The organism is Thiomonas sp. DCM-2 (assembly GCF_056820905.1).
This window is the reverse complement of the sequence record NZ_CM165962.1, coordinates 2330501-2355490: the sequence shown is the minus strand read 5'-3', so window position 1 is coordinate 2355490 and position 24990 is coordinate 2330501. Positions and strand designations below refer to the sequence as shown.

The following is a 24990-nucleotide window of genomic DNA, read 5'->3' as shown; positions in this document are numbered from 1 at the left end:
GCCGATTCGCTTCCCGTGGGAGTCAAGGAAACCCGAGGAGGCCCCGCGTTTCCCTGAGAGCGACCCCGGCCAGACCCAATTTCGAGGTGAATATGAGCAAAAAAATCTTTCTCGATTTCGAGCAGCCTGTTGCCGAACTGGAGAACAAGATCGACGAGCTGCGCTATGTGCAGGACGAATCCGCCGTCGACATCTCCGAGGAAATCGGGCGCCTGCAGAAGAAGAGCCTGCAACTCACCAAGGACCTCTATTCCAAGCTCACCCCCTGGCAGACCACACAGATCGCACGGCATGCCCAGCGGCCCTACACCCTCGACTACGCCGGCCTGATCTTCACCGACTTTCATGAGCTGCATGGTGACCGCGCGTTTGCCGATGACCTCTCCATCGTCGGCGGTCTGGCGCGGCTGGGTGGGCAGGCCTGCATGGTGATCGGCCACCAGAAAGGGCGCGACACCAAGGAGCGCGCCCTGCGCAATTTCGGCATGCCCAAGCCCGAGGGCTACCGCAAGGCACTGCGGCTGATGAAACTGGCGGAAAAATTCCACCTGCCCATCTTCACCTTTGTCGACACCCCTGGCGCCTATCCCGGCATTGATGCCGAGGAGCGCAGCCAGAGCGAGGCCATCGGCCGCAACATCTACGAAATGGCGCAACTGCAGGTGCCCATCATCTCCACCATCATTGGCGAAGGGGGATCGGGCGGGGCGCTGGCCATTGCCGTGTGTGACCAGTTGCTGATGTTGCAGTACTCCATTTATTCGGTGATCTCGCCGGAAGGCTGCGCCTCCATTCTGTGGAAAAGCGCCGAGCGCGCTCCCGAAGCCGCCGAGGCGCTGGGCCTCACCGCGCATCGGCTCAAGGCCCTGGGTCTGGTGGACAAGATCGTCAACGAGCCTGTGGGTGGTGCGCATCGCGACCCCGCCGCCATGGCCGCGTCGCTCAAGCGGGCGCTGGGCGAGTCGCTGCGGCATTTTCTGCACACCAAGCCTGCCGATCTGGTGCAGCAACGGCTTGAGCGTCTTCAGAGCTTCGGCAAATTCGAAGACACCAAGGCCGCGGGCCGCTGACCGTCCGGCACGCAGCGTCGTCACGCGCCGTGCTGAGCAATCCTGCGCTTGCGGCGCTGCAGCGTTTCGCGGCGCAACACCCGGACATCGCGTCCGCTGGGCGCATCGGTCTGGCCTTCAGCGGCGGCGCGGATTCCACCGCCTTGCTGCTGGCAGCCCGATCCTTCTGGGGTCGCCAGCGGCTGATTGCCCTCCATGTGAATCACGGCCTGCAGCCCAGCGCCCCGGTGTTTGCGGCCCATTGCGCACGGTTCTGTGCAGCGCAGCAGTTGCCTTGCGCCGAGGCCCAGGTATCGGTCGATGTGGGCCGTGGGCAGAGTGTGGAGGAGCAGGCGCGAGATGCACGTTACCTGGCGCTTGCAGAACTGGCGCGGCAGCAGCGCTGCACGGTGGTGTTGCTGGCGCAGCATGGCGATGATCAGGCAGAGTCGGTGTTGCTCGCGCTGCTGCGCGGCGCAGGGCCACGCGGCCTGGCAGCGATGCCCGCTCGCATGCTGCGCCACGGGGTTCTGTTTGTACGGCCCTTGCTCGACTGCGGCAGCGCGGAACTGCGCGCCTGGCTGACTGCGCAGGGTGTGGCCTTTCTGCGCGATCCAATGAATGTCGACCCGGCCTTTCGCCGCAGTCGCATTCGCGCCGAGCTGTTGCCGGTGATCGCGCAACTCGAACCCGCCTACCGGCAGACCCTCGGCCGAACCGCCGCGCTCTGCGCCGCCGCAGATGCGCAGATGCAATGGCGTGCGTCGGACGATTTGCGGCGGTGCGCCGTCCCCAATGGCCTTGATCTCGCCGCCTTGCGATCGCTGGGCGCAGAGCGGCTCAGCGAGGCGTTGCGCCTGTGGCTTCGCCTGCGGGGCCAGCGACTGGACCGGGCCCGCACCGATGAGTTGGTGCGCCAGGTTCTGCGCTCGGCACAGGGGGCGCATCACCTGGAACTGCAGTTGCCACTGGGTGTTGTGCGGCGCCAGGGGAGGTTACTGGTTTTTCACCCGAGGGATCCCGTTCGCCCGAGAACATAGAATGTCTGGCTTTCTGCGAGGCAACCAGGCGCGCCGTGCGCCGGGTGATGTCGACTTCGCAGCTCTCGAACGCATTTCTCATGGCACTCATCGTCCAGAAATACGGCGGCACCTCGGTGGGGTCGGCCGAACGGATCAAGAACGTCGCCCGCCGCGTGGCCAAGTGGCACGAAGCCGGGCATCAGGTGGTGGTGGTGGTGTCGGCCATGTCGGGCGAAACCAATCGCCTGATCGCACTGGCCAAAGACATCCAGCCTCACCCGGACCCGCGCGAACTCGACGTGGTCGCCTCCACCGGCGAGCAGGTCACCATCGGTCTGCTGTCCATGGCGCTGCAAGCGCTGGGCCACAAGGCGCGCAGCTATACCGGCGCACAGATCGCGGTGCATACAGACAGCGCATTCACCAAGGCGCGCATCGAATCCATCGACTCTGCCAAGCTCAAGGCCGATCTGGCGCAGGGCATCGTGCCCGTGGTGGCTGGTTTTCAGGGCGTGGATGCGAACGGCAACATCACCACCCTGGGGCGTGGCGGCTCGGACACCTCGGGCGTGGCGCTGGCGGCAGCGCTGCAGGCCGATGAATGCCAGATCTATACCGATGTCGATGGCGTTTACACCACCGACCCGCGCATCGTTCCCGAAGCCCGTCGGCTGGACACCATCACCTTCGAGGAAATGCTGGAAATGGCCAGCCTGGGCTCCAAGGTGCTGCAGATCCGCTCGGTGGAATTCGCCGGCAAGTACAAGGTGCGCCTGCGCGTGCTCTCCAGCCTGACCCCCTGGGACCTTCCGCTGGACCAGGAATCGCGCAGCGGCACACTCATCACCTTCGAGGAAGACGACAACATGGAACAAGCCGTGGTATCGGGCATCGCCTTTGCCCGCGACGAAGCCAAGATCATCGTGGTCGGTGTGCCCGACCGTCCAGGCATCGCCTATCAGATTCTCAGCGCCGTGGGCGACGCCAACATCGAAGTCGACATGATTCTGCAAAACCAGAGCGTGGCCGGCTTCACCGATTTCACCTTCACCGTCGGCCGCGGCGACTACGCCCGCGCCCTCGACATTCTCAAGACCACCGTACAGGCGCACATCGGTGCCAAGGAAATCCTGGGCGATCCGAAAGTCTGCAAGGTCTCCATCGTCGGCATGGGCATGCGCTCGCACGCAGGTGTGGCCAGCAAGATGTTCCGCACGCTGTCAGAAGAGGGGATCAACATTCAGATGATCTCCACCTCGGAAATCAAGGTCTCGGTGGTGATCGACGAAAAGTACATGGAACTCGCCGTGCGCTCCCTGCACAAGGCATTCGACCTGGAACAAACAGCCTGAGCGCCCAAAGTTTTTACAAAAAGGGCAGCAACAGCGCATTGCATGTAATAATTGCGGACTTTGCTGATGGCGTCCCCAAAACGGATTGCCGGGAGCAACGGAGACGTGACCGAGTGGCCGAAGGTGCTCCCCTGCTAAGGGAGTATGCGCCAAAAGCGCATCAAGGGTTCGAATCCCTTCGTCTCCGCCAAGTTCTCTATTCAAGCCCATGATTTCATGGGCTTTTTTCTTTTTTTGTCAAGTGCGGCCTTGCCTGCGGTCTCACTCGCATGTGGAGATGAACGAATTGTCCACAGGTCGCGTCCGCCATGCGCTTTGATTTTGTTTGCAGGCCGCATCCATAGGGGTGTACCCATGTCTGAGCAGACGACGCTGACTTGCAGTGACATCGAGTGCGCGGATAATCGCAACTTTTTGTCACAAGGGTCAGCATGGACGCGCATTCCGCCATCGTGGTGGTCATACTCGGACTGGTCGAGGGCATCACCGAGTTCCTGCCCATTTCCTCCACCGGACATCTCATTCTCGCCGGCAGTCTGCTGGGCTGGGTCAGCGACAAGGCCAAGGTGTTCGAGATCGCCATCCAGAGCGGGGCGATTCTGGCTGTGATGTGGCACTACCGCGCGCGCATCGGCGAGGTGCTTGCCGGACTGGGGGCAAGCGATGCCGCGCGCCGCAACACCGCCTGGCGCTTTGCCGCCAATGTGCTCATCGGCTTCCTTCCGGCGGCCCTCTTGGGACTGCTGTTCGCCAGTGCGATCAAGCGCTGGCTGTTCGCGCCGGTGCCAGTGGCACTGGCCTTCATCATCGGCGGGTTGGTGATTCTCTGGGCCGAGGCCTGGCAGAAGCGCTCGGCGCAGCATGTGCGGATCCACCAGGTGGACGACATGCGCGCGGCCGATGCGCTCAAGGTCGGCCTCGCACAGGCGTTTGCCCTCATCCCGGGCACCAGTCGCTCGGGGGCGTCGATCATCGGCGGCATGTTGTTTGGCCTGAGCCGCGCTGCGGCCACCGAGTTTTCCTTCTTCCTCGCCATTCCCACCCTCTTGGCCGCGACTGTGTACGACCTGGTCAAACACCGCGCCCTGCTCAGCCTGAGCGACCTGCCCACCTTCGGCCTGGGCATGGCAGTGGCTTTCGTCTCGGCCTTGATGGTGGTGCGTTGGCTGCTTCGCTATGTGGGTGGCCACAGCTTCGTGCCATTTGCGTGGTACCGGCTGGTGTTCGGAGCGCTGGTGCTGGTCACCGCCTGGGGCGGCTGGGTGAACTGGTCGGGGTGAGTGCGCCGGGGAAAGGCGCCTGGGGGAAGACGCCTTACCGCGCGGTGAACAACAGATCCCACACGCCGTGGCCGAGGTTCAGGCCGCGGCGCTCGAACTTGCTGACCGGGCGCCAGCTTGGGCGCGGAGCGTAGTCTGCTGCAGTATTGGTCAGCCCGGGGTCGGCGCGCAGCACCTCGAGCATGTGCTCGGCATAAGGTTGCCAGTCGGTCGCGCTGTGCAGATAGCCGCCAGGCCGCAGCCGACTGACCGCAAGTCGCACGAACTCCGGCTGGATCAGCCGACGCTTGTGGTGACGCTTTTTCGGCCAGGGATCGGGAAAGTAGATGTGCAGCCCGGCCAGACTGTGTGGCGCGATCATGTGCTGCAACACCTGCACCGCGTCGTGCTGCACGATGCGCAGATTGGTGAGCTGCGCATCTTCGATGCGCGCAAGCAGCGCGCCCACGCCGGGTGGGTGGACTTCCACACCGATGAAATCGGTCTCGGGCCTGCAGGCTGCGATCTGCGCCGTGGCATCTCCCATGCCGAAGCCGACCTCGAGCACCATCGGCGCAGCGCGGCCGAACACGGCGGGCCAATCCATCGCGGCATCGGCATACGGCACGATCCAGCGCGGACCCAGTTCGGCCAGCGCGCGGCGCTGCGCCTCGGTGGTGCGACCGGCGCGCAGCACAAAGCTGCGGATGCCGCGATTGCGAAGCGCGGCGCGGTCGGAGTCATCGGGTGGGAGGTCTGCCGTCATGGCGAAAGAATCTGGCACGCGCCGGAAGGATGTTGAGTTGAAGGGAATCGAAGGGAGCGATCGTTTCATGGGGCATTTGGCATGTCGTCATGCCGCCAGTTACCCCAGGCAATACCCCGCGAAAAAATCAAGGCGGGGTTCGTTTCCCCCCCCCCCGCTCAAGGAGGACGGGCGACCACGAGAGAAAGTGTACAGAGATGCCGCCAGCACATTGCCCACGTCCTGGCGCTTGTCGGCCAGGATGGCCCACATCTTCTCTGGGGTCAAGCAGGTCTGGATCACCCCGACGACAAACACGATGAGCGCCAGCAGCATCAGCACCTTGGACACTTCAAACGCGAAGAAACTCAGTGTCTTGCCCCGGAGGGGGAGCGCTGCACAAACGGTGCCGAGCGATGGGCTGGAGCGGGTGAAGGGAATCGAACCCTCGTATGCAGCTTGGGAAGCTGCCGTTCTGCCATTGAACTACACCCGCAGTGTGCCAAATTTTTGGATTATAGGCAGGCGGGCCACGCGCCTGCGTTGCGCTGCGAGCGCGCCCCGGACAGAAGCGACAATGGCGACATGCCTTGTCCGTCACATTCCGATTCCGTTCATCTGGCCGCACCGGTGTTGCGCGGGCTGGCGCCGATCGTGCATCCAGGCTGTCGCCTGCTGGTGCTGGGCAGCTTTCCCGGGCAGGCATCGCTGCAGGCGCAGCAGTACTACGCGCATCCACGCAATCAGTTCTGGCCCCTCGTCGGCGATCTGTTCGGTCTGGACCTGATGCGTTTGCCCTACCCGCAGCGCATCGAAGTGGTGCGCGAGCGCGGCCTGGGTATCTGGGATGTGTATGCCCAATGCCGCCGTGCGGGCAGTCTGGACAGCGCCATCGTTGATGCGCAGCCCAACGATCTGCCGGGGCTGATTGTGCGTCTGCCCGCTCTGCGGCTCATCGCGCACAACGGTGGCGAATCCGCCCGTGCGATGCGCATCACCCGCAGCCTTGGCGTCGAGGTGCGCCGCCTGCCGTCCACCAGCCCGGCCAATGCGAGCTGGAGCCTGGAGCGCAAGCGCGCCGCATGGCGCGAGGCCTTTCTTGCAGCAAACCTCATCTGATTCGATATGCCCCGCACACCCACATTCCCCGCTCCCACCCTGTCCGAAGAGGACGGCGTGCGCCATCTGCACCTGGGCACGCCCTGGATTCAGGGCAGCATGCGCATTGCGCGCCCCAACGACATCGAGCTGGACTATGTGCAGCGCATGATGGCGTGGATGCTGCTGCTGCCGGACAAGGCCTGGCGTGGCGGCACGGCGGTGCAGCTCGGCCTGGGTGCGGCGGCGATCACCAAGTTCCTGCGCAAGCGGCTGCGCATGCCCTGTGTGGCGGTGGAGTTGAACCCAGGCGTCATTCTGGCGGCGCATCGCTGGTTTGCGCTGCCCGCGCCCGATGCCAAGCTGCAGGTGCTGTGCATGGACGCCGGTGTGTATGCCGCCGACCCGGCCAACGCGGGCCGAGCCGTTGTGCTGCATGTGGACATGTACGACGAGCAGGCCGCTGCACCCGCGCTCGAATCCGCGGCGTTTTACGCCGACTGCCGCCGAGTGCTGGCAGAGCAGGGTGCGATGGTGGTCAATCTGTTCAGCGGACCGGGCAATGTGCGGGTTCTGGAGCGCAATCTGCAGCGCATCAGTGCCGCGTTCGACCAGCCCGGTGACAGCGTCTGGCAGCTGCCGCCCAACCGTGACGGCAATCTCATCGCCATCGCCCTGCGCGATGCGTCGCAGAGTCCGCTGCCCACGCGCGCGCAGTTGCTGGAGCGCGCCGACGCCGTGGCCGAGCGCACCGGTGGCTTGCCCGCGCGGCGCTGGGCGCGGTTGCTCAAGCGCCTGCGTCCGGCGCGTTGATCCGGCGCGGCAGGGGCCTGCCCTACACTCGGCCTGATGGACGCCCCACGCACTTCCTCCCGCCCCGCAGACCCGCTCAACGTGCCCCATGCGCGCGCTGCACAGACCGCGCCGCCCGCAGCGCAAGGGCGGCTGGATTGGCGCGAGCTGTTGCAGTGGCTGGAGGCCGACGGCCTGATCGACGCCGCCAGCGGTCGCTACGGCTGGGAGCGTTGCGCACATGCCAGCGGCAAGCTGCATCCGCTGCAGCGGGTGGCGCTGGCCGGGCTCAAGCGTCTGAGTGACAGCCGCAGTCTCGATCTGGATGTGCTTACCGAATGGCTGGCGCAGCGCGCCGGGCTGCCGTATCTGCGCGTCGATCCGCTCAAGGTCGAGATCAGCAAGATCGGCGATCTCATGTCCACCAGTTACGCCGAGCGCCACCGCATCCTGCCGGTGGCCGCCGGGCCGAGCGAAGTGACCATTGCCACCTGCGAGCCGTTCGATCGCGGCTGGGTGCCCGAGATGGAGCGCATGCTGCGCCGACCCATCAAGCTGGTGGTGGCCAGCCCGGCGGACATCACCCGCTACACGGTGGAGTTCTTCAACCTCGCGCGCTCGGTCAAGCATGCGCAGAAAAACGGCAGCACCGGCGGCGTCAACCAGTTCGAGCAACTGGTGGAACTTGGCCGCAGCGGCAAGGCGCTCGATGCCAACGACGCCGGGGTGGTGCAGGTGGTCGACTGGCTGTGGCAATACGCCTTCGAGCAGCGGGCCTCCGACATTCACCTGGAGCCGCGGCGCGACATGGGGGTGATCCGCTTTCGCATCGACGGCGTACTGCACACGGTCTATCAGGTGCCCGGCTCGGTGATGGGCGCGATGACCAGCCGGGTCAAGCTGCTCGGCCGCATGGACGTGGTGGAAAAGCGCCGCCCGCAGGATGGCCGCATCAAGACCCGCAGGCCCAGCGGCGACGAGGTGGAACTGCGTCTGGCCACCATGCCCACGGCGTTCGGCGAAAAGCTGGTGATGCGCATTTTCGACCCCGACGTGGTGGTGCGCGACATGCCCGCGCTGGGCTTTCCGCAGCAGGAGGCGCGCGACTGGCAGCGCCTGACCAATCAGCCCAACGGCGTCATCCTGGTCACCGGGCCGACCGGCAGCGGCAAGACCACGACGCTGTATTCCACCCTCAAGCGCCTGGCCACCGAGGAGGTCAACGTCTGCACCGTGGAAGACCCGATCGAGATGGTCGAACCCGCGTTCAACCAGATGCAGGTGCAGCCCGCCATCGACCTCGGCTTTGCCGAAGGACTGCGCGCGCTGATGCGTCAGGACCCGGACATCATCATGGTTGGCGAAATCCGCGACCGCGAAACCGCCGACATGGCGGTGCAGGCCGCGCTCACCGGGCATCTGGTGCTCTCCACCCTGCATACCAACGACGCGCCGTCGAGCATCACCCGCCTGCTCGAACTCGGCGTGCCGTCCTACCTTGCGAGCGCCACGCTGCTGGGCGTGCTGGCGCAGCGCCTGGTGCGCACCTTGTGCCCGCATTGCAAGCAGCCCGACGACACCTTCGACCAGGAGGCGTTTCGCGCCGCGGTCGCGCCGTGGAAGCCGCAGTCCGAAGTGCGGCCTTACCGCCCAGTGGGGTGCGTGGAATGCCGCAACACCGGGTATCTGGGCCGCGTCGGGCTGTACGAGCTGCTCAGCTGCAGCGAGGCGTTGCGCGCGCTGCTGGTGCGCAGCCCGGAGCTGGCGCCGTTGCGCGCGCAGGCGATCAAGGACGGCATGCGCCCGCTGCGCCTGGCCGGGGCCATCAAGGTGGCCGAAGGCATCACCACCCTCGACGAAGTGCTGCGCGCCACCCCCGATCCGCAACGTTGACCACCCATCAGGAGCCGCCGATGAAACCCCGCAGACTTGCCCTTGTCACCCTGTTGTCCCTGAGCGCTGCCGCTCCCGCGCTGGCCTTCGATCTCGGCAATCTCACCAACCAGCTCAGCGGTGCGCTTGGCGCGGCGCAGGCGCCCGCACAGCAGACCACGCCGCAGGGCGGCGGCGCGGCCTCCGGCGGGGTGAATGCGGCAGTTGCGGCGCTGAGCACCGGCGAGGTCGATCAGGGGCTCAAGGAAGCGCTGTCGCGCGGCGCCGACATCGCGGTGAAGGAACTCGGCCGCGAGAACGGCTTTTACGGCAATGCCAAGTGGCGCATCCCCCTGCCGCCCGCAATCGAGAAGGCCAGCGGCCTGATGCGCATGGCCGGCTTGGGCGCGCAGGCCGACCAGCTCGATCTGGCGATCAACCGCGCCGCCGAAGCCGCCGTGCCCGAGGCGAAGACGCTGCTGGTCGGCGCGGTCAAGAGCATGAGCGTGCAGGACGCCAAGGGCATCCTCACCGGGGGCGACGAGGCTGCAACCGACTATTTCAAGCGCAAGACCGAAGCGCCTCTCACGCAGAAATTCCTGCCCATCGTCGCCCGGGCCACCGACAAGGTCGGCCTCGCCCAGACCTACAACCAGTTCGCTGGACAGGCCGCGCAGTTCGGCCTGATCAAGACCGACCAGGCCAGCATCCAGCAATACGTCACCCAGCAGGCGCTCGATCGCCTATACCAAGCCATCGGCGAACAGGAAAAAGCCATTCGCACCGACCCTGTGGGCACCGGAAGCAAGCTCCTGGGCAAGGTGTTCGGGGCGGCATTGGGGCAGTGATGGCGGCAGGCCTGCCGCATGCCCGGCACACACGCCCGCTGATGCGGTGCGCCGGTCAAGGCAGGTCAATGACCGGCGCCCGGCAATCGAGCTTCAGTCGAACTGTGGGGTTTCCACCCCGAGCACCTTGTGCAGCTTGGGGCTGGTGGTGGTGTACTGGAGGTGGATTTTCTTTTCCGGGAAGATGAAGGGCGCTGCACCGAAAGCGGCCAGAGCCGCCTCGTGGAAGCCCGACAGGATGAGTTTCTTTTTCCCGGGATAGGTATTGATGTCGCCAACGGCAAAGATGCCGGGGATGCTGGTCTGGAATCTTTCGGTATCGACGACGAGTTGCTTGCGTTCGATCTCCAGTCCCCAATCGGCAATTGGGCCGAGTTTTGGCGACAGGCCAAAGAACACAAGCAGCATGTCAAGCGGCAGGCGGCGGGTGATGCCATCGTTGCCGGTGACCTTGATCATGTGCAGACGACCTTCGGCGTTTTCTTCATAGCCAGTGACCTGGCCGACGAGAAATTGCATCTCGTGTTGCTCGCACAGGGCGTGCATCTGTGCGACCGAGGCCGGGGCCGCACGGAACCCGTCGCGGCGATGGATGAGGGTGACGCTTTCTGGACGGTGCTCCGTGGTCTGCACGAAATGCAGCGCCCAGTCGAGGGCCGAGTCGCCACCGCCGACGATGACCAGGTTCTTGTCTGCGAACTGCTCTGGATTGCGCACGCGGTAGAACAACTGGCTGCCTTCGAATTTCTCCAGCCCATCCACCTTGAGGGTGCGTGGCTGGAAGGAGCCCACACCGGCTGCGATGAACACGGTCTTGGTCAGCAGTCGGGTGGACTTTGTGGTTTCCACCAGGAAGCGACCATCCGCTTGGGGTTCCAGGGTGGTGACTTCCTGGCCGAGATGCAATGTTGCGCCAAAGGGCTCGATCTGCTTGAGCAGGTTGTCGGTCAGTTCCTGCCCCGTGCAGACGGGCACGGCAGGAATGTCGTAGATCGGTTTGTCTGGGTAAAGCTCCACGCATTGCCCGCCGGGGTGGGCGAGGGTGTCGATGACGTGGGCCTTGATTTCGAGCAGCCCGAGCTCGAAGACCTGGAACAGCCCAACCGGGCCCGCGCCGATGATGACGGCATCTGTCTCGATGATGTCTGTTGCGACCGTGCTGGCCTGCGGGGCGGGAGAAGCGTCGAACATGTCCATGCGGATGGAAAAGGCAAAGGGGAAAGAACGGGGCGGCGTGCCGCTGGATTCACGATGCAAGCGCGATGGTCAGCGCTGCAGGTACTGCATCTTGTCCGGCTTGTCCTTCCATTCGTCCGCATCGTCCGGGGCGGGTTTGCGCTTGGTGATGCTGGGCCACTGGCGCGAGAGTTCGGCGTTGAGCTTGATGAAGGCTTGCTGATCCCCCGGAACGTCCTCCTCGGCATAGATGGCGTTGGCGGGACACTCGGGCACGCAGACCGCGCAATCGATGCATTCGTCCGGATCGATCACGAGAAAGTTCGGGCCTTCGCGAAAGCAGTCCACCGGACAGACATCGACACAGTCGGTGTATTTGCAGCGAATGCAGTTTTCGGTAACGACGAAAGTCATGGGACGGGCTTGAAGGATCAAAAACGTCGAATTTTAACTGTCGACGCTTCGGTCGGTCTGCGTCAGGTCAAAACCCGCTTGCCGCCGTGGCGGTCGCAAAAAAAGCCACCGTGTCCGCCTAGGGCCTGTTCACGCTATTGGTGCACCCGCGTTGCCCCCAGGCGGGGATGGATGCAAGGCGGAGGCCAGGGGCAAGGCTGGACGCCTTGCCCCTGGCTGACAACGCCGCAGACGCACCGCCTGGGGGCAACCCTGCGGGCCGGGGGTCTGGGCGGCGCACTGCTACGTTGCAGTCCGCTTGTGGTGCAACACACCACGGCGCGGCCTGCGCCTCGCATTGCATCCGCCCAGACCCCCGGCGCGGGTGCACCAATAGCGTGAACAGGCCCTAGTGGACAACGGTGGCCCGCTTGTGATCGATCAGGTCTTGCGCGGTGTGGCGAGTTGTGCACTGGACGGGGTGTGCACACGGGAGCCCGCACGCTGCCAGACCTCGAAGGCGATCATGCCCGTGACCATGCTGCCGAAGAACAGCCATTCCTGCCAGGTTGACGCGCCAAGCGAGGCAAGCGACGGTCCCGGGCACAGACCCGTCATGCCCCAGCCCACGCCAAAAATGGCGCTGCCCAGAATGAGCTTGCCGGTGATGCCGCTGGTGGTTGGGAAGGCGACTTTTTCGCCAAGAACCGTCTTGGTCCGGCGCTGTGCCATCTGCATGGGGACAAGCGCCACAAGCACCGCAGTGATCATCACCAGAATGAGGCTCGGGTCCCAGGGGCCGGCGATGTCGAGGAAGGCGATGACCTTGGCAGGATCGGTCATGCCCGAAACCAGCAGGCCGATGCCGAACAGGATGCCGCAGAGAAAGGCGAGTGTTTTCATGACTCAGGCTCCTCCCACCACATGCCGCATGACAAATGTGGTGACGACGCCCATGCCGATGAAGGTGGCTACTGCAGTCATCGAGCGGGGAGAAAAGCGGGCCAGGCCGCACACTCCGTGTCCGCTGGCGCAACCCGATCCCAGCCGCGTGCCGAAGCCGACGATCAACCCGCCGATGGCGATGATGGGCCAGGATTCGCCGTAATGTGCGCCGGGAACCGGACGAAACAGCACCCAGATCAGGGACGCGACAACCAGTCCGCTCAGAAACCACAGCCGCCAGGGCATCGGACGCTTGCCCTGCATGGCCTCGCTGATGGCCCCGCCGAAAATGCCGCTGATCCCGGCGATCTTGCCGCCAGCCAGCGCCATGGCCCCGGCTGCTGCGCCAATCAGCGCCCCGCCGAGAATGGCCGTGCCGGGCGTGAAATGCGCCCAATCGATATGGAACATTTGTCTCTCCTTCGTGACATTGCATGTTGTCTCTGGTTTTATGGACGCCATGCCAGTGATCTGGTCAGGCCGTTTTGCCGTGCCGTGGCGACATGCAAGCGCCGCGGCACAGACACACTCTCATTTGCCCGGCGGATCGCTTCCGCCGTGGCAGTAAATCTGGTAAAGGGTCATCAGGACGGCACTCGCCGCCGGACTGGCCAGGCTGTAATACACGCGCTTGCCTTCGCGACGGGTTTTCACCAGACCCTGGGCGCGCAGCACGGTGAGTTGCTGCGAGAGGGTCGGCTGGCTCACGTCGCAGGTGGCTTCAAGGTCGCTGACGCAGATCTCTCCGCGGTTGATCTGACACAGAATGAGCAAACGATCTGGATTCCCCAGGGTTTTGAGCAAGGCGCCAGCCTGCTCCGAGTTCCGGCGCATGGCGTCGACACTGGGGATTTCATAATCTTGGGCGCTCGACATTGACTTGCCTCAATCAGGTAAAACCTAATAAGAAAACAATATATGCTTTTGTATAGTGTTCCTGCAATGCATCACGCCCTAGGAGATACCCGCATGAGTACGCAGACCCCCACCGTTCAAAGCTGGTTTCACGCGCCCACGTTCACGGCCACCCACTGCATCATCGACCCGCAGACCAGGCACTGCGCCATTCTGGACAGCGTGCTCGACTTCGATTACGCCTCGGGCCGCACCAAGACCGACTTTGCCGACCAGATCGTGGCCTTTGTGCGCGAGCAGGGCCTCACCGTGGACTGGCTGCTCGAGAGCCACGCGCATGCCGACCATCTCTCGGCAGCGCCCTATCTCAAACAAGTGCTCGGCGGGCAGATCGCCATTGGCGAGCACATTCAGGATGTGCAGAAAGTGTTCAGCCAGGTGTTCAACGACCGCACCATGCCCACCGACGGCTCGCCGTTCGATCATCTGTTCAAGGACGGCGAGACCTTTGCCATCGGCAGCTTGCAGGCCCGGGTGATGCACACCCCCGGCCACACCCCGGCGTGCGTGACCTATCTGGTGGGCGACAGTGCCTTTGTCGGTGACACCCTGTTCATGCCGGACTACGGCACGGCGCGCTGCGACTTTCCCGGGGGTGACGCGCACGTGCTTTACCAGTCGGTGCACAAGCTCTACAGCCTGCCGCCGCAGACCAAGCTGTATCTGTGCCACGACTACATGCCTGGCGGGCGCGAGCCGATCTGGCAGACCACGGTGCAGGCCGAGCGCGAGGGCAATATCCAGCTCAACGCCCGCACCACCGAGGAAGAGTTTGTCGCGTTTCGCAAGCAGCGCGATGCCAAGCTGAGCATGCCCGCCCTCATCCTGCCTGCGGTGCAGATCAATGTGCGCGCAGGCGAACTGCCCAGGGCGGAGGGCAACGGGGTGAGCTATCTCAAGGTGCCCGTGAACGCGCTGTAAGCGAACTCTGCAGGGCTGCGGGCTGGTTAGACTGCAGGTTTTTTGCCCGCCATGACCGATTCCGTCCCTGCCACCCACCATCCCCATGCCAATCCGCAGGCCGCAGCACAGCGGGTGTTGCAGGCGCTCAGCGCCGAATTGCAACTGCCCGCTGCGCAGATTCAGGCGGCGATCGAATTGATGGATGGCGGTGCGACCGTGCCCTTCATCGCGCGCTACCGCAAGGAGGTGACGGGCGGCATGAGCGACGATCACCTGCGCACGCTGGAGGAGCGTCTGCTCTATTTGCGCGAGCTCGAAGACCGTCGCGCCGTGGTGCTGCAGTCCATCGCCGAACAGGGCAAGCTCACGCCTGAATTGCAGGCGGCGATTGTCGCGACGATGCAGAAACAGGAGTTGGAAGACCTCTACCTCCCTTACAAGCCGCGCCGTGTGACCCGGGCGCAAAAAGCGCGCGAGGCCGGTCTGGAGCCGCTGGCCGACTTGCTGTGGCAGCAGCCGCAGACCGATCCGCTTCTGGCTGCAGCGGAGTTCGTCCGCGCCCAGGGCAGCGCCGACGCTGCCGACACGTCCACGCCGCAGGCCTGCCTGGACGGCGCACGCGACATCCTGAGCGAGCGCTGGGCCGAAGACCCGGCCGTGGTCGCGCCGATGCGCGAATGGCTCTGGCAGACCGGCCACCTCATCAGCCAGGTGCGTGCCGGAAAGGAGCAGGAGGGCGCCAAGTTTCGCGACTATTTCGACTACGCCGAACCACTGGGCAAGGTGCCCTCGCACCGCGCGCTGGCGGTGCTGCGCGGGCGTGCGCAGGAGGTGCTCGATGTTCGCGTCGACCTGCCGCCGGTGCCAGAAGGCAGCGCGGCGCCCACGCTGGCGGCCATGGCCGAGGGGCGTCTGGCTGTGCTGCTGCGCTGGGGTCATCAGGGCCGTGCCGCGGACGACTGGTTGCGTCGCGTGCTGCAGTGGACCTGGAAGGTCAAGCTCTCGCTGACCCTGGAACGTGAGTTGCTCGCGCGGCTGCGCGAGCAGGCCGAGAGCGTGGCGATCGACGTGTTCGGCGCCAATCTGCGCGATCTGCTGCTGGCTGCACCTGCCGGGGCCAAGGTGGTGATGGGGCTGGACCCCGGCATCCGCACCGGCGTGAAGGTCGCCGTGGTCGATGCCACCGGCAAGCTGCTGGAGACCGCCACCGTCTACCCCTTCGAGCCGCGCCGCGATGTGCAGGGCGCGCTGGCCACGCTGGCGGCGCTGGTGCAGCGTCACGGTGTGCAACTCATTTCCATCGGCAACGGCACCGCCAGTCGCGAGACCGATCTGCTTGCGGCCGAGTTGCTGCGCCTGGTCGCCATGCCCGGACTGACCAAGCTGACCGTGAGCGAGGCCGGTGCCTCGGTGTATTCGGCAAGTGCCCTGGCCAGCCGCGAATTTCCCGATCTGGACGTGAGCCTGCGTGGCGCGGTGTCCATTGCCCGCCGGGTGCAAGACCCGCTGGCCGAACTGGTGAAGATCGACCCCAAGAGCATCGGCGTTGGTCAGTATCAGCACGATGTCAACCAGACCGCGCTGTCGCGCAAGCTCGACGCCATTGTCGAAGACTGCGTGAACGCCGTGGGCGTGGACCTGAACACCGCCTCGGCCCCGCTGCTGGCCCGCGTGGCCGGGCTCAGCCCGCGCATCGCCGAGCAGATCGTGCTGCACCGCGACCAGGCCGGCGCCTTTGCCAACCGGCAAGCCCTCAAGGCCGTGCGCGGCCTGGGCGACAAGACTTTCGAGCAGGCTGCGGGCTTTCTGCGCATCAACGGCGGCGACAACCCGCTCGACCGCACCGGCGTGCACCCCGAGAGCTATCCACTGGTGGAAAAGGTGCTGGCTGCGGCCGGCCAGCCGATCCAGCTGTTGATGGGCAACCGCGACGTGCTGCAGCGCCTGCGCCCCGAGCAGTTTGTGGACGCCCAGTTCGGTGCGTTCACCGTGCGCGACGTGCTGGCCGAGCTGGAAAAGCCCGGCCGCGATCCGCGTCCCGAGTTCCGCACCGCCAAGCTGCTCGACGGCGTGCACGACATCGCCCAGCTTCAGCCGGGCATGCAGCTTGAGGGCACCGTGACCAACGTCACCGCGTTCGGCGCCTTTGTCGACCTCGGCGTGCATCAGGACGGGCTGGTGCACGTCTCGCAGATGGCACAACGCTTCGTGAACGATGCCCGCGAGGTGGTCAAGACCGGCGACATCGTCAAGGTGCGGGTGGTCGAGGTGGACGTGGCACGCAAGCGCATCGCCCTGTCCATGCGCCCGGCCGACCCGGCGCGCGACGGCAACCGGTCGCAGGGCGGCCAAGCGCAGCCCGCACGCCCGCCGCGGCAGGACGGTGGCCGAAGCGGTGACCGGGGCAGCCACCACCGCGCAGGCGGCACCCACGCGCCGCACAGCACCGCGATGGCCGATGCCTTTGCCAAGCTCAGGCGATGACCGGCTTTTTGCTTCCAGATCAACCTCTTTGACATCATCGCGCTTGAAAATCCCCTGCTGACGCCGTATCTATGCGGCAATTCAGGACGGAGGATTCCATGCGGATCGAAAAACTCACCACTCAGTTTCAAGAAGCGCTGGCCGATGCGCAGTCGCTCGCGGTCAATCATGGCAATGCCTACATCGAGCCGGTGCATCTGCTGCACGCGCTGCTGTCGCAGGAGGGCCCGAAGGCGTTGCTGGCCCGCTCGGGGGCCAATGTTCCCGGGATGACGGCTGCCGCGGCGCAGGCCATCGACCGCCTGCCGGAAGTGGAGGGCACCGACGGCAATGTGCAGGTCAGCCGCGAACTCAATGGCCTGCTCAATGTCACCGAAAAAGAGGCGACCAAGCGCAACGACCAGTTCATCGCCAGCGAGCTGTTTCTGCTTGCCGTGGCGGACGACAAGGGCGAGGCTGGACGCATCGCCCGCGAAAACGGGCTGAGCCGCAAGTCTCTGGAGTCCGCCATCGAAGCGGTGCGCGGCGGCCAGGCCGTGGACAGCGCCGAGGCCGAGGGTGCACGCGAATCGCTCAAGAAATACACCATCGACCTCACCGAGCGCGCCCGCCAGGGCAAGCTCGACCCGGTGATCGGCCGCGACGACGAAATCCGTCGCACCATCCAGGTGCTGCAGCGTCGCACCAAGAACAACCCGGTGCTGATCGGCGAGCCGGGCGTGGGCAAGACCGCCATCGTCGAAGGGCTGGCGCAGCGCATCGTCAACGACGAAGTGCCCGACAGCCTGCGCGGCAAGCGCCTGCTGGTGCTCGATATCGCACTGTTGCTGGCCGGGGCCAAGTTCCGCGGCGAGTTCGAGGAGCGGCTGAAGAACGTGCTCAAGGAACTGGCGCAGGACGCTGGCCAGACGCTGGTGTTCATCGACGAAATTCACACCATGGTCGGCGCGGGCAAGGCCGAGGGCGCGATGGATGCGGGCAATATGCTCAAGCCCGCGCTGGCGCGCGGCGAACTGCACTGCATCGGCGCGACCACGCTCGACGAATATCGCAAGTACATCGAAAAGGACGCCGCGCTGGAGCGGCGATTCCAGAAGGTGCTGGTGGATGAGCCCAGCGTGGAAGACACCATCGCCATCCTGCGCGGCCTGCAGGAGAAATACGAGGTGCACCACGGCGTGGAGATCACCGACCCGGCCATCGTCGCTGCGGCCGAGCTGAGCCACCGCTACATCACCGACCGTTTCCTGCCGGACAAGGCCATCGACCTGATCGATGAGGCGGCGGCCAAGATCAAGATCGAGATCGACTCCAAACCGGAGGCGATGGACAAGCTCGACCGTCGGCGCATCCAGCTCAAGATCGAAAAGGCCGCGGTGGAAAAGGAAAAGGACGACGCCTCGCGCAAGCGCCTGGCGCTGATCGACGAGGAGCTCGCCAAGCTCGACCGCGAATACGCCGACCTGGAAGAAATCTGGAAGGCCGAGAAGGCTGCGGTGCAGGGTTCGGCGGCGATCAAGGAAGAAATCGACAAGATCCGCTTCGACATCGAGGAACTCAAGCGCAAGGGCGACTTCAACAAGGTGGCCGAACTGCAATACGGCCGCCTGCCTGAACTCGAGCGCAAGCTGCACGAGGCCCAGGCCAAGGAGACCGCTGCTGGCGAAGACAAACCGCAGGCGCGCCGTCTGCTGCGCACCCAGGTGGGCGCGGAGGAGATTGCCGAGGTGGTCAGCCGCGCCACCGGTATCCCGGTGTCCAAGCTGGTGCAGGGCGAACGCGACAAGCTGGTCCACATGGAAGAACGTCTGCACCGCCGCGTGGTGGGGCAGGACGAGGCCATTCGCGCCGTGTCCGACGCCATCCGCCGTTCGCGTGCCGGGCTGTCCGATCCGCGCAGGCCCTATGGTTCTTTCCTGTTCCTCGGCCCCACTGGCGTGGGCAAGACCGAGCTGACCAAGGCGCTGGCCGAATTTCTGTTCGACACCGACGAGCACATCGTGCGCATCGACATGAGCGAGTTCATGGAGAAGCACTCGGTCGCCCGCCTGATCGGCGCGCCGCCGGGCTATGTCGGCTATGACGAAGGCGGCTATCTCACCGAGGCGGTGCGCCGCAAGCCCTACAGCGTGGTGCTGTTCGACGAGGTGGAGAAAGCGCACCCGGATGTGTTCAACGTGCTGTTGCAGGTGCTCGACGACGGGCGGCTCACCGACGGACAGGGCCGCACCGTGGATTTCAAGAACACGGTGATCGTGATGACCAGCAACCTCGGCTCGCACCAGATCATGGCCATGAGCGGGCAGCCGCAGCAAGCCATCCGCGACGCGGTGTGGGAAGAAGTCAAGGCGCATTTCCGCCCGGAATTCCTCAACCGCATCGACGAGGTGGTGGTGTTCCACGCTCTGGGCGAAAAGCAGATCGCCGAGATTGCGCGCATTCAGTTGCGCGGGCTGGAGGCCCGTCTGGCGCAGCTCGACATGCGGCTCGATATCAGCGACGCGGCACTGGCTGAAATCGCCCGCGCCGGCTTCGATCCGGTGTTTGGTGCACGGCCGCTCAAGCGGGCCATCCAGCAGCGCATCGAAAACCCGCTGGCCAAGCTCATTCTCGAAGGCCGCTTCGGCCCGAAGGACGTGATTCCGGTCAACCTCAAGAACGACCAGATCGTGTTCGAGCGCGGCTGAGCTTGGGCGCGTTCAGCTCTTGATCCACTTGAGGAAGTCGGCGTACGCCTTCGGGCTGCCGACTTCCCAGCCGGTGATCTTGAGCGTGCGGTTGAGCCGCTCGGCTGAAGCGCCCAGCAACGCGGCGCGGGCTGCGTCGATCTGCCCTGCCGGAGTGTTGGGGGCTGCGATCAAAGCCCAGAATGGCATGGGCTGATGCTGCAGAAGCACCCCACCCCTGGCGGTCAATTGCTTTGAAAACACCGGGGTTACTGCGCCTATGACGGCAGTATGCATCTGCTCCATCAGGCCGACCACGGCGTCTTGCGACTTGACCTGTGCCTGGATGGGGGCCGCGTGGGCGTTGTGTTCCTTCCACATTTTCTTGCCGACATGCTCGACCAGACTGTTCTCCACACTGAGGATGACTGCGGAGGGAGAAGTCCAGACCTGAGCAACGGGCACGCAGGTCGCCGGAACTTGTTTGGTCAAACCAAGCACGGCCAGACTCTGGCCACCCAGGGCAATCTCTCCGGGTTTGCCGGGGCAGGGCAGGGCAACTAGGTCTGTGCCGAAACCGATCGAGTCTTTGGCCACTGCAACCAGCTTCCAGCCCTTGGCCAATAACAGCGCAGTCTGGTTGGGCGGTTTGATGAAGGCAAACTGGAACGAACCACTGCCTGTCTGTGCTGTCTTGGCGTCGAACGAGCCGTCCCAGATCATCTTTTGCCCGGTTGCCTTGCCCAGAAGTTCTGCAAACGGAGCACCGATGCTCTGGACTTCCATTTGGTTGCCGTAAAGCAGGCCATTGTTGATGCCCAGCACCGCCTCTGCTGCGAGTGCGGCCTTGTTTGCGGCGCTCGGCGCCGCGTTCGCCGAGCCAGGCAGGCAGAGACAGAGCGCAAGCAATGTGACGACAGAAAAAGCCACGGCCTGGCGGACGGCGCCGGGTAATGCAAGCAGAGGACGTTCCATGAGATTTCCAAAGGAGGGTAAACGCCCTGCAGCATAAATTGTCATGCGGCGCTGCAGACTTATCGCAGCCCCTGATTGCAATCCCGCCTGAAGATTTTTTGTGTGTATCTGGTTGTGATGAACGCAATGGGCGGTGACGGAACCGGAACTATTGGTTCTGCCCAGGCACACTCAAGACACTCTGCACAGGACAAAATCGTCTCATGACCAAGATCATCACCATCGTATGGACTGCGCTGATCGCCATGGCGTTGTCAGGATGCTCGCCGCAGCCGCAACAGCAGAAATGGGCGATGGACTACATCGGCCCCAAGGACATGCTGCCCCTGCAGTTCAGCGACGTGAAGTCCAGCAGCGGCATGCCGGTATCAGCGGCCAACTTTCTCGGCAAGGTGGTGGTGCTGTATTTCGGGTATACCCATTGCCCGGATGTGTGCCCAACGACCATGGCGCATCTGGCGCGTGCGGTGCAATTGCTGGGGCCGCAGGGAAGGGACGTGCAGGTCATCTTTGTCACTGTCGACCCCAGGCGTGACACGCCGCAGGTGCTCGACGCCTATGTGCATGCCTTTCTGTCGAATGGGGTTGGCCTGACTGGCACGGTGGCGCAGACCAGGGCGCTGGCCGATCGCTACCACGTCAGTTACTCCTACGGCAAGCCTGATGCGCATGGCAACTATGTGGTCAACCACAGCGCGGCGATCTACGTATTCGGGCCGCATGGCAACGGACGGCTGATCGGCACCGACCTGACGCCCCCGGCCGGAATCGCGCACGATGTGCATCAGCTTCTGGCCGACGCGCGACCTCGCTGGTGGCAGAACCTGCTGTAATCAGTTGCGGGCGTAGCCCTGGATCTGCAATGGGCGGTGCAACTTGTTGATGACCACAACCCCTCTGCCAGGCGGCAGGGCCGTGATCGACAGGGTTGTGTCATCCGCCGGGGTCAGGTGCAAGACGTCGATGGCAGTCATCGGGGCATGCGGGGCATTGGCGGCATGGACCGTCAGTGCTGCGGTCGCCAGAGTGGTGAGCCCTCCAGCCAGCAGGGCTTTGAGCAAGGCACGTGTGGACATGGTGCATTCCAGAAGGGTTGTAGCGCATTGGAGCGGTTTTGCGCCCGTGGGTTGCATGGGGTGTGGTAAGCAGTTGTGACAGTCCGCCAGGCGCGTGGATTTGTGCGAATGGCACGGCACAATACGGTCAGTGTTGAACAAGGAAATCAGCGGAATCGTCATGTCGTGTTTTCAAACCCTGTCCCGTTCGCGCCGCCTCTTGCTGCTGGGCGCGCTGGCGCTGCCGCTGGCGAGCTGCGGCCACAAGTCCGATCAGACCTGGCAGCTCAACAACATCACCGGTGTGATGCCCGATCTGGAATTCAATCTCACCAACGATCTGGGGCAGAAGGTCACCGCGCAGAATTACAGGGGCAAGATCGTGCTGCTGTATTTCGGCTACACCCATTGCCCGGATGTGTGCCCGACCACCATGCAATTGATGTCGAACGCGGTGCAGCAACTCGGCCCCGAAGCCAAGGATGTGCGCATTCTGTTTGTCAGCGTCGATCCCAAGCGCGACAGCGACGCCATTCTCAAGGCCTACACCCAGGCCTTCAGCCCCAATGCGGTGGGGCTGACCGGCACGATGAAGCAAATCGATGCCATCACCCGCCGCTACCGCGTGGCGTTCAGCTACGGCAAGCCCGATGCGCAGGGCAACTATGTGGTCGACCACAGCGCCGGCGTGTATATCTTCGGCCGCAGCGGGCGCATCCACCTGCTGGGCTCGGACACCAACCCGCCCACAGCCTGGGTGCATGATCTCAGGCAGTTGATTGCAGACGAAAGCTGAGTTTTGAGCACGCGCTGCAAATGAAAAAGGCCCGGGCTGTCCGGGCCTTTTTCATCAGCGGCAGACGGGCTATTTCGATGCGCCACTGGCCGCTTGCTCGGGCTGCAGAGCGCGCATCACCGCGGCGGCGGGGTCTTCCTCGGCCGCCGGGGCCGCCGGGGCGCTGCCGCCTTCGGCGGGTGTCGCTTCCGAACCACCGAAGCTCGGCGGGGCGATGGACTCATAGCTGTTGTCATCCATCGGTGCAGTGATTTGCACTTTGTCGATATCCACCGCCTTGTGATGATCCAGGCCGCTGGTCACCAGGCCAGGGAAGGCGATGATCAGGCCCACCATGATGATTTGAATCAGCACGAACGGTACCGCGCCCCAGTAGATCTGCCCAGTGGTGACGCGCGCGATGCGCTTGCCGGTTTCCTTGTCGGTGTAGTCGTCCTTGGCGGCAACGCTGCGCAGATAGAACAGCGCAAAGCCGAAGGGCGGGTGCATGAACGAGGTCTGCATGTTCACTGCCAGCAGCACACCGAACCAGATCAGGTCGATGCCCAGCTTCTCGGCCACCGGCCCGAGCAGCGGAATGATGATGAACGACAGCTCGAAAAAGTCGAGGAAGAACGCCAGCACGAACACCAGGATGTTGACCACGATGAGAAAGCCCAGCACACCGCCCGGCAGGCTGGTGAGCAGGTGCTCCACCCAGACACGGCCATCCAGACCCTGGAACACCAGATTGAACACCGTGGAGCCGATCAGGATGAACAGCACGAAGGTGGACAGTTTGGTCGTGGTGTTGAGCGCCTGCTTGAGCAGACGCATGTCGAGGCGCTTGCGCATGACTGCCATGATCAGCGCACCCACCGCACCCATCGCCCCACCCTCGGTCGGCGTGGCCACGCCGAGGAAGATGGTGCCCAGCACGAGGAAGATGAGCGTGAGCGGCGGCACCAGCGCGAAGGTCACGCGCTCGGCCAGGCGCGACAGCAGGTTCAGCCGCAGCGCGCGGTTGAGCAGCGCCAACACCAGCGACAGGATGACGCCGAAGGTCAGCGCCACTACGATGGTCTCATCCAGCGCCGCGGTGACCTCGTGACCGGCGCGCCAACTCAGCAGCGCGCTGTAGTTGTTCGACAGCACGATGCTGGAGATCAGCACCAGCCCAAACAGAATGCCCAGGGAACGCAGGCCGCTGTCGCCATTGGGTTCGCGGATGGTGCGGGCCTCCGGCGGGAGCGCCGGAGCCCATTGTGGTCTGAGCATCGTGATGCCGATGACATAGCCGAGATACAGCCCCGTGAGGATGAAGCCGGGGATGAACGCGCCCCTGTACATGTCGCCCACGCTGCGACCGAGCTGATCGGCCATGACGATGAGCACCAGAGACGGCGGAATGATCTGCGCCAGAGTGCCCGAAGCGGCAATCACGCCCGATGCCAGACGGCGGTCATAGCCGTAGCGCAGCATGATGGGCAGCGAGATCAGCCCCATCGAAATCACCGAGGCCGCCACCACGCCGGTGGTTGCCGCCAGCAGCGCGCCCACCAGAATGACCGCGATGGCCAGGCCGCCGCGGATCGGGCCGAACAGCTGGCCAATGGTCTCCAGCAGGTCTTCGGCCATGCCGCTGCGCTCGAGCAGCAGGCCCATGAAGGTGAAGAAAGGAATGGCCAGCAGCGTGTCGTTCTGCATGATGCCGATGATGCGCAGCGGAATGGCCTCAAGCAGCGCCTGGGGCATCAGCCCCAGCTCCACGCCGATGAAGCCGAACAGCAAGCCGCAGGCGGCCAGGCTGAACGCCACCGGAAAACCCACCAGCAAGAACACGACCAGCGCCGCGAACATGATGGGCGCGATATTCGCGATGAGGAAGGCGGTCATTTACTTGGCCTCCTTCTGCTTCTGCGCCAGAACGAATTCGGCGAGTTCCTCTTCGGCGGTCTTCTCGTTCTTTTTCACCAGCGGATCGTCGATCAGCCCGCGCAGAAACGCCACGCGCTTGATCAGCTCGGACACGCCCTGCAATCCGAGCAGGGAAAAGCCGATGGGCAAGAGGATGTAGACCGGCCAGCGGATCAGCCCGCCGGCGTTGCTCGACATTTCACCCGAGGCCATGGCGTTGATGACCGTGGGCAAGGACAGTCGCACCACCTCGAAGACGAAGGGGAACAGGAAGAACACGATGCCGATGATGTCGATCCAGTTGCGCCCGCGCGGCGAGAGTTTGCTGGAGAGCACGTCGATGCGCACATGTTCGTTGTGTAAAAAGGTGTAGCCGGCCGCCAGCAGAAACACGGCAGCGAACAGATACCACTGGATTTCCAGAAAGGCATTCGAGCTGTAGTCGAAGGCCTTGCGCACGACGGCATTGATCGCGCTGATGATGGCGGAGGCCAGAATGAGCCAGAGAGCAAAGCGGCCCACGCGGTCGTTGAGCCAGTCAATCCCGCGGGACAGGGCAAGTAAGGCGTTCAAGACATCTCCCGATTGTTTTGTGAACGATTTGGTCGTGGCTGTTGTCCGCAAACATTGTCATCACGATGCGGCCGTGGGCGACAAGATGGAAACAAGCTGCGGCCGAAGTATAGAGATGTAACAAAATCGGGCTGAAGGGTTCAGGCCCGGGTTTGCCCGAATGCGAGGGGGTGAAG

General features: G+C 64.2%; 24 protein-coding genes and 2 tRNA genes. 14 read left to right on the top strand and 12 right to left on the bottom strand.

The features are described from left to right. Positions 1-92 precede the first annotated feature (92 nt). From AC1ZQA_RS11320 to AC1ZQA_RS11300, 5 genes are all read left to right on the top strand, one after another. On the top strand, positions 93-1070 hold the full coding sequence (locus tag AC1ZQA_RS11320) for an acetyl-CoA carboxylase carboxyltransferase subunit alpha (RefSeq protein WP_482677000.1): 978 nt from the start codon (positions 93-95) through the stop codon (positions 1068-1070). Positions 1071-1099: 29 nt separating this feature from the next. After that, positions 1100-2089 (top strand): tRNA lysidine(34) synthetase TilS, encoded by a 990-nt coding sequence (gene tilS, locus AC1ZQA_RS11315; protein WP_482676999.1) that lies wholly within the window; start codon positions 1100-1102, stop codon positions 2087-2089. Between the two features lie 80 nt (positions 2090-2169). Next, positions 2170-3423 carry an aspartate kinase gene (locus AC1ZQA_RS11310; RefSeq protein WP_482676998.1) on the top strand — a complete coding sequence of 418 codons (1254 nt, stop codon included), beginning with the start codon at positions 2170-2172 and terminating at the stop codon, positions 3421-3423. A 99-nt stretch (positions 3424-3522) separates the two neighbouring features. Next, positions 3523-3613, top strand: a tRNA-Ser gene (locus tag AC1ZQA_RS11305). A 241-nt stretch (positions 3614-3854) separates the two neighbouring features. Continuing rightward, positions 3855-4703, top strand: a complete 849-nt coding sequence (locus AC1ZQA_RS11300; protein ID WP_482676997.1) for an undecaprenyl-diphosphate phosphatase — start codon at positions 3855-3857, stop codon at positions 4701-4703. 34 nt (positions 4704-4737) lie between these two features. Here the strand turns inward: AC1ZQA_RS11300 and trmB are convergent, their stop codons facing one another. The 3 genes from trmB to AC1ZQA_RS11285 form a co-directional block, all read right to left on the bottom strand. Next, on the bottom strand, positions 4738-5448 hold the full coding sequence (gene trmB, locus AC1ZQA_RS11295) for a tRNA (guanosine(46)-N7)-methyltransferase TrmB (protein WP_482676996.1): 711 nt from the start codon (positions 5446-5448) through the stop codon (positions 4738-4740). A gap of 99 nt (positions 5449-5547) precedes the next feature. Next, positions 5548-5778 (bottom strand): hypothetical protein, encoded by a 231-nt coding sequence (locus AC1ZQA_RS11290; protein ID WP_482676995.1) that lies wholly within the window; start codon positions 5776-5778, stop codon positions 5548-5550. A gap of 71 nt (positions 5779-5849) precedes the next feature. After that, positions 5850-5923, bottom strand: a tRNA-Gly gene (locus AC1ZQA_RS11285). Positions 5924-6012: 89 nt separating this feature from the next. On the opposite strand from AC1ZQA_RS11285, the gene AC1ZQA_RS11280 reads away from it, so the two are divergent. The 4 genes from AC1ZQA_RS11280 to AC1ZQA_RS11265 are packed head-to-tail and all read left to right on the top strand — an operon-like array spanning position 6013 to position 10037. After that, positions 6013-6546 (top strand): DNA-deoxyinosine glycosylase, encoded by a 534-nt coding sequence (locus AC1ZQA_RS11280; RefSeq protein ID WP_482676994.1) that lies wholly within the window; start codon positions 6013-6015, stop codon positions 6544-6546. 6 nt (positions 6547-6552) lie between these two features. Further along, on the top strand, positions 6553-7338 hold the full coding sequence (locus AC1ZQA_RS11275) for a class I SAM-dependent methyltransferase (RefSeq protein WP_482676993.1): 786 nt from the start codon (positions 6553-6555) through the stop codon (positions 7336-7338). A gap of 36 nt (positions 7339-7374) precedes the next feature. After that, complete coding sequence (gene tfpB / locus AC1ZQA_RS11270; RefSeq protein ID WP_482676992.1) at positions 7375-9210, top strand: type IV pilus assembly ATPase TfpB; 1836 nt, start codon at positions 7375-7377, stop codon at positions 9208-9210. 20 nt (positions 9211-9230) lie between these two features. Further along, positions 9231-10037, top strand: a complete 807-nt coding sequence (locus AC1ZQA_RS11265) for a DUF4197 domain-containing protein (RefSeq protein WP_482676991.1) — start codon at positions 9231-9233, stop codon at positions 10035-10037. A gap of 93 nt (positions 10038-10130) precedes the next feature. Here AC1ZQA_RS11265 and AC1ZQA_RS11260 read toward each other — a convergent pair whose 3' ends face one another. From AC1ZQA_RS11260 to AC1ZQA_RS11240, 5 genes are all read right to left on the bottom strand, one after another. Further along, complete coding sequence (locus AC1ZQA_RS11260; RefSeq protein ID WP_482679317.1) at positions 10131-11234, bottom strand: NAD(P)/FAD-dependent oxidoreductase; 1104 nt, start codon at positions 11232-11234, stop codon at positions 10131-10133. A 69-nt stretch (positions 11235-11303) separates the two neighbouring features. Next, on the bottom strand, positions 11304-11627 hold the full coding sequence (fdxA, locus tag AC1ZQA_RS11255; RefSeq protein ID WP_482676990.1) for a ferredoxin FdxA: 324 nt from the start codon (positions 11625-11627) through the stop codon (positions 11304-11306). Positions 11628-12047: 420 nt separating this feature from the next. Beyond that, entirely contained in the window at positions 12048-12509 is a 462-nt protein-coding gene (locus tag AC1ZQA_RS11250; protein ID WP_482676989.1) for a DUF6691 family protein, read from the bottom strand. Between the two features lie 3 nt (positions 12510-12512). Further along, positions 12513-12962, bottom strand: coding sequence for a YeeE/YedE family protein (locus tag AC1ZQA_RS11245; RefSeq protein WP_482676988.1), 450 nt, complete (start codon positions 12960-12962; stop codon positions 12513-12515). A gap of 120 nt (positions 12963-13082) precedes the next feature. Continuing rightward, positions 13083-13427, bottom strand: coding sequence for an ArsR/SmtB family transcription factor (locus AC1ZQA_RS11240; RefSeq protein ID WP_482676987.1), 345 nt, complete (start codon positions 13425-13427; stop codon positions 13083-13085). A gap of 93 nt (positions 13428-13520) precedes the next feature. On the opposite strand from AC1ZQA_RS11240, the gene AC1ZQA_RS11235 reads away from it, so the two are divergent. The 3 genes from AC1ZQA_RS11235 to clpB all read left to right on the top strand — a co-directional run bounded on the left by AC1ZQA_RS11235 (position 13521) and on the right by clpB (position 19540). Beyond that, positions 13521-14387 carry an MBL fold metallo-hydrolase gene (locus AC1ZQA_RS11235; protein ID WP_482676986.1) on the top strand — a complete coding sequence of 289 codons (867 nt, stop codon included), beginning with the start codon at positions 13521-13523 and terminating at the stop codon, positions 14385-14387. A 51-nt stretch (positions 14388-14438) separates the two neighbouring features. Continuing rightward, positions 14439-16853 (top strand): Tex family protein, encoded by a 2415-nt coding sequence (locus AC1ZQA_RS11230; RefSeq protein ID WP_482676985.1) that lies wholly within the window; start codon positions 14439-14441, stop codon positions 16851-16853. Positions 16854-16951: 98 nt separating this feature from the next. After that, entirely contained in the window at positions 16952-19540 is a 2589-nt protein-coding gene (gene clpB, locus AC1ZQA_RS11225; protein WP_482676984.1) for an ATP-dependent chaperone ClpB, read from the top strand. A gap of 12 nt (positions 19541-19552) precedes the next feature. Here clpB and AC1ZQA_RS11220 read toward each other — a convergent pair whose 3' ends face one another. Continuing rightward, positions 19553-20665 (bottom strand): hypothetical protein, encoded by a 1113-nt coding sequence (locus tag AC1ZQA_RS11220; RefSeq protein WP_482676983.1) that lies wholly within the window; start codon positions 20663-20665, stop codon positions 19553-19555. A 32-nt stretch (positions 20666-20697) separates the two neighbouring features. On the opposite strand from AC1ZQA_RS11220, the gene AC1ZQA_RS11215 reads away from it, so the two are divergent. Next, the gene (locus AC1ZQA_RS11215; RefSeq protein ID WP_482676982.1) at positions 20698-21327 is read left to right on the top strand and encodes an SCO family protein; all 630 of its coding nucleotides are present in this window, start codon (positions 20698-20700) and stop codon (positions 21325-21327) included. Here the strand turns inward: AC1ZQA_RS11215 and AC1ZQA_RS11210 are convergent, their stop codons facing one another. After that, positions 21328-21570: a hypothetical protein gene (locus AC1ZQA_RS11210; RefSeq protein ID WP_482676981.1), complete on the bottom strand. Its 243-nt coding sequence runs from the start codon at positions 21568-21570 to the stop codon at positions 21328-21330. A gap of 160 nt (positions 21571-21730) precedes the next feature. On the opposite strand from AC1ZQA_RS11210, the gene AC1ZQA_RS11205 reads away from it, so the two are divergent. Continuing rightward, positions 21731-22345 (top strand): SCO family protein, encoded by a 615-nt coding sequence (locus tag AC1ZQA_RS11205; RefSeq protein ID WP_482676980.1) that lies wholly within the window; start codon positions 21731-21733, stop codon positions 22343-22345. Positions 22346-22414: 69 nt separating this feature from the next. On the opposite strand, the gene AC1ZQA_RS11200 is transcribed toward AC1ZQA_RS11205, so the two are convergent. Together AC1ZQA_RS11200 and AC1ZQA_RS11195 are read right to left on the bottom strand one after the other, a co-directional pair. Then, the gene (locus AC1ZQA_RS11200) at positions 22415-24220 is read right to left on the bottom strand and encodes a TRAP transporter large permease (protein ID WP_482676979.1); all 1806 of its coding nucleotides are present in this window, start codon (positions 24218-24220) and stop codon (positions 22415-22417) included. Then, positions 24221-24814: a TRAP transporter small permease subunit gene (locus AC1ZQA_RS11195; protein ID WP_482676978.1), complete on the bottom strand. Its 594-nt coding sequence runs from the start codon at positions 24812-24814 to the stop codon at positions 24221-24223. Positions 24815-24990 lie beyond the last annotated feature (176 nt).